Origin of the sequence: Anaerovibrio sp. (genome assembly GCF_024697385.1) — a bacterium.
In the GTDB taxonomy this organism is placed as follows: Bacteria; Bacillota; Negativicutes; order Selenomonadales; family Selenomonadaceae; genus Anaerovibrio.
The window spans coordinates 1-3919 of record NZ_JAILFV010000188.1; the positions used below are offsets into that span (position 1 = coordinate 1).

Here is a 3919-nt window from a genome sequence, read left to right on the forward strand (position 1 = left end):
CTCGTTTTCTTTAAGCGAACCACCCTCACTTCCAGCAGAAATATACGAATCTGCCAAATACATCATTGCCTTATAGCTACCTGCTTCTGCCGCTTTTTCGAACCACTCCAGTGCTTTCTCACCATCAATGTTCACGCCATAGCCACAGCCATATGCCTGAGCTAAACCATACATTCCTTCAGAGTTACCTGCATCAGCAGCCTTCTGAAAAAATTCAAAGGACAATTCTGGATTACGCCGACAAGCAAACCCCTCATTGTATATATCGCCAAGGCAAACCATAGCATCGATACTACCCATATCAGCAGCTGCATTGTACGCTTTTAATGCAGTATCATAATCCTTTGTTTCCATAGAGTAGCTACCAAGTATTAAATATTCATCAATCTCATTTAATTTTATATATTCATCTGCCTCTTCATTGCCGGCGTCCTTGGCCTTTTCATACCAGTAAAGTGCACTTTCGTGATCTTCCTGCACAATCTCTCCATATTGGAACAACTTTCCTAAAGCCAACATAGCCCAATCTGCACCATTTTCTGCGGCTAAATGATATAACTCCAATGCCTTGGCAAAGTTTTCTTCTTTTCCCTCCCCATAATGATATGCCATAGCCAAGTCATAGGCCGCATACTTTTTGCAGTTACCAGCCTTTTCAAAGGCTATTTCGTAGCACTCTGCGGCAGCACCATAGTCTTCCATCTCCCGATATGTATTACCCTTGAGCCAATATCCATCCATATCACCAGCATCAATTACCTTTTGATGCCAGGATAGTGCCTTGTCATATGATAACTCAACACCTTCACCATACTGATACATTATTCCAATTTCTGCATACCCATCCGTATTACCAGCTTTGCCGGCCATTTCATAATACTTAATGGCATTTTCAATATCCCCAGCCTCTTTGGCTTTGTTTCCTAATGCCATCAATTCATCGGGGCTACATTTTTGTAAATTGATTGACTCTTTCTCTGCACCCATGGTTTAATTCCCCCTCATCTTAATCATAATATATTTCTTTTTACCAAGGATTTAATACATTATACCGAACAATTTATGATGAAAAGTTGCCTCCCACCGGATTTTACAGCAGTCAAACCCCAGCCATCACAGGCTATATCCCTAATATCAATACCTCTCGTAAACATACATCTCAGCTCCTTTTAAGCAGTATTATACTGGTCTTACAGCAGTTCTAGTGGTACCATCAGGCAGTTACATTTTGATAATGTTTTCCTTCACCCCTTCAGACTTAGAATTATCCAAATCCTTAAGTAGCTTTTCCAAAGTGCTTCTGTACTTTGTCACCGGATCAGAGCCACCCAAATTATCATCTTCATCCTCTTTAGTTTTAGCCTTGAGGTCAGTGATAATCTTATCCCCGCTTCTTTCAAGAGCGGCCTGTAGCTTCTGGATAGAGGATTTTACCTCTTCGTAAACCTTGTCCCGCTGCTCGTCAGTAGTACACTCATCCATGGCCCACTGTGCTTCCTCACGAATCTTGTCCATAATTGCCTCAATGCTCTCCGCAGTGGTTGGCTCCCGTCTTGGCTCCCTTGAAGCTCCGAAAGGATCATTTTCAGACTCCAACCACGCTGCAATAGCCAATCCTGCAATACCGCCTGCACCTAACAATAAACCGTTTTTCCACCAACTCATAATTAATTCCTCCTTTGATTTTTGTAAATGAGTATCCTTAGGATAATTTAATTTTAAATCATGGAAAATAAAAAGAGGTTGCCTGCCAGGCAACCTCTTTTTATTATTTTTTTAAAGCACTATGTTTATTGGTAAGAGATTCAAATCCGTAATCTATCAGCTTTTCATTGATACTATACATATCGTAAATCCCAGCTTCAATAAAGCATTGCACGATAAGATCTCTTTTGATACTGCTGGACAAGGCATAACCTGCCCTACCTATAAGGTCTTGTGTTTCTTTTAAGTTTAGATGTAGTGCTATTGCAAATGCCAGAGCTGTCTCCTTGGTCGGGTGATAATACTTATTCCTTTTAATTTTTGAAAATACCTCTTTAGTGATATCCGCTTTTTTATAGATTTCAGCAGGTTTCTTGCCCTTTTCTTTAATAAGCTCCATAAGCTTTTCGGAAAAGGTCAGCTTAATTTTATTGTGTATTTCACTCAATAAATATTGTAACCCACTAACTGTCAAAGCACCCAGCGCACGTACAGTTCTTATCATTCTAGGATCATCAGTTTTATAATGCAGTCGGATATTATCGCCCATGATTAGCACCTCCTTTGCATAATTTTTCTCTTTTCTTACCATCTATAACCATTTTGCGAAGACCTTTTTGGAATTAGGATGAACAGTTTTTTATAATTTCTAAAATATCCTTCTATGGATATTAACCATGTAAAGGTATAAAATTGGGCAATTGGGGGCGGAATTTTTTACCCTTCGTGTCTCTAAAAAAAAGAATGAGGGCCGATATAATCGACCCTCTAAACATAAACAAACATATCAAGTAAATGTCAAATTAGAACGTGTCCGCACCATCGAACTATCAATGGATCACTTGGGACTAGAATTAATACAGATTCTTTTGTTATGTACCAAATCTTGTTAAATCTGCGCTGCCATGTCTTTTTCTAATTTATCCAAGACACTTGAACCAAAGATTTCACAGATTTTATTCCGCGCCTGTGTTTTAATTTCTTCAGTTATATACATCTGAGCTATAACCAAAGCTGCACTGATAGCCGCCGCATCATCGGTATATCCCACAACTGGAGTAAAATCCAAGATAGCGTCAATCGGTGAAATAAGATATCCCAGCGCTGCAAGAATGGCTACCTTGACTTTCGGTGGACAATTCGGAGATTGAACAACATAATGGAGCTGAAGCGCTTTGTAGATCAGTGCCAATCCTATTTTAGAAACATATTTTGTGATTTTTTCCCACAATCCCTCTTCCGAATAGCCTTGAATATAATTTTCGTCAGGAACATTAGTGTCTTCAAATAGATTTTTATTTTTTATATTTTTCATATTAAAATTCCTCCTAATAAATTAAAAATAACATAATATCAACCATATTCATTTTTGAAATCACTGAAAATTTTATGCCGCTACATAAAATTATGCAGCGGCATATTTTCACTTACGAATCAACTGTTAAGACCGGCCCCACTGACATCTCCGTCAGAAATGGGAACTACAATTATCAGGAGATGCAGCATTAAAACCGTTTTGGCCTCACGAGATTCATTGCTATCGATGACAACTGAATCAAAAACATTTTTTGCTTCCATCAAAAATCACCTCCTTTAAAGTAATCCTGCAGTTCAGGATTTTTCCTGATTTCATTTTTAAGGTTGTCCATACCAGCAGGATCAATAATATCTTTGTACTTAGGATCCAAGTTTTCGATAATAATGTTCATTACTTTTTCAACTGTCTCAAGATCAATTTTAAATTCCATAAAGATTCTCCTTTCGATCATACTTCAAAGTGAAGCAAATGTTTACGCTGAAGGTTTCTCACTTCTTTTATTACCACCTCCTCAATATTTTGTTCACTTATATTGAGCACACTGCTTAACGCTTTAACAATATCTTCCAATGTGGTTTTACCATCAGACAAAGTTAACAGCAGCCCGGATGCTCTCCCAAGAAGTTCGACACCAGTATGATTGCGACACGATGCCAAATATACCCCCTGCAACTTGTCGAATTTCACCTTCTTGGCTTTGTTCAAAGGTTTCGCCATTTTCACAAGATTATAATAGTTTCTCATAACTTATCTCCTTATCTACATAATTAATACCAGCATTTGTAATATCCATCTGCTTCTCTCGGCCCAGTGCCCGGATTTTCTTATATCTTTCCCAAAGCACTGTAATATCTTCATTAATAACATCACCGATGATTACAGGCTCAAAACATGACA

Annotated in this window: 7 protein-coding genes; all 7 read right to left on the minus strand. The window is 38.2% G+C overall.

The genetic code is table 11. The annotated features are described in order from the left end of the window. The coding region (locus K6C05_RS09865; protein ID WP_296734243.1) for a tetratricopeptide repeat protein at positions 1-987 on the minus strand (987 nt) is incomplete at its 3' end. A gap of 234 nt (positions 988-1221) precedes the next feature. Further along, the gene (locus K6C05_RS09870) at positions 1222-1665 is read right to left on the minus strand and encodes a hypothetical protein (RefSeq protein WP_296734247.1); all 444 of its coding nucleotides are present in this window, start codon (positions 1663-1665) and stop codon (positions 1222-1224) included. 103 nt (positions 1666-1768) lie between these two features. Further along, positions 1769-2254 (minus strand): XRE family transcriptional regulator, encoded by a 486-nt coding sequence (locus K6C05_RS09875; protein WP_296734250.1) that lies wholly within the window; start codon positions 2252-2254, stop codon positions 1769-1771. Between the two features lie 339 nt (positions 2255-2593). Beyond that, complete coding sequence (locus K6C05_RS09880; RefSeq protein WP_296734252.1) at positions 2594-3019, minus strand: YkvA family protein; 426 nt, start codon at positions 3017-3019, stop codon at positions 2594-2596. Positions 3020-3138: 119 nt separating this feature from the next. Next, the gene (locus K6C05_RS09885) at positions 3139-3282 is read right to left on the minus strand and encodes a hypothetical protein (RefSeq protein WP_296734254.1); all 144 of its coding nucleotides are present in this window, start codon (positions 3280-3282) and stop codon (positions 3139-3141) included. Continuing rightward, positions 3282-3452 carry a hypothetical protein gene (locus tag K6C05_RS09890; RefSeq protein ID WP_296734257.1) on the minus strand — a complete coding sequence of 57 codons (171 nt, stop codon included), beginning with the start codon at positions 3450-3452 and terminating at the stop codon, positions 3282-3284. The genes K6C05_RS09885 and K6C05_RS09890 overlap by 1 nt, the downstream gene beginning before the upstream one ends. Before the next feature lie 17 nt (positions 3453-3469). Continuing rightward, positions 3470-3766 carry a hypothetical protein gene (locus K6C05_RS09895; protein WP_296734259.1) on the minus strand — a complete coding sequence of 99 codons (297 nt, stop codon included), beginning with the start codon at positions 3764-3766 and terminating at the stop codon, positions 3470-3472. Positions 3767-3919: the final 153 nt, after the last annotated feature.

Excerpts from the sequence above, each read along its gene's own strand:
- K6C05_RS09870 (WP_296734247.1), bottom strand. The coding sequence starts at position 1,665 with ATGAGTTGGTGGAAAAACGGTTTATTGTTAGGTGCAGGCGGTATTGCA.
- K6C05_RS09875 (WP_296734250.1), bottom strand. The coding sequence starts at position 2,254 with ATGGGCGATAATATCCGACTGCATTATAAAACTGATGATCCTAGAATG.
- K6C05_RS09880 (WP_296734252.1), bottom strand. The coding sequence starts at position 3,019 with ATGAAAAATATAAAAAATAAAAATCTATTTGAAGACACTAATGTTCCT.
- K6C05_RS09885 (WP_296734254.1), bottom strand. The coding sequence starts at position 3,282 with ATGGAAGCAAAAAATGTTTTTGATTCAGTTGTCATCGATAGCAATGAA.
- K6C05_RS09890 (WP_296734257.1), bottom strand. The coding sequence starts at position 3,452 with ATGGAATTTAAAATTGATCTTGAGACAGTTGAAAAAGTAATGAACATT.
- K6C05_RS09895 (WP_296734259.1), bottom strand. The coding sequence starts at position 3,766 with ATGAGAAACTATTATAATCTTGTGAAAATGGCGAAACCTTTGAACAAA.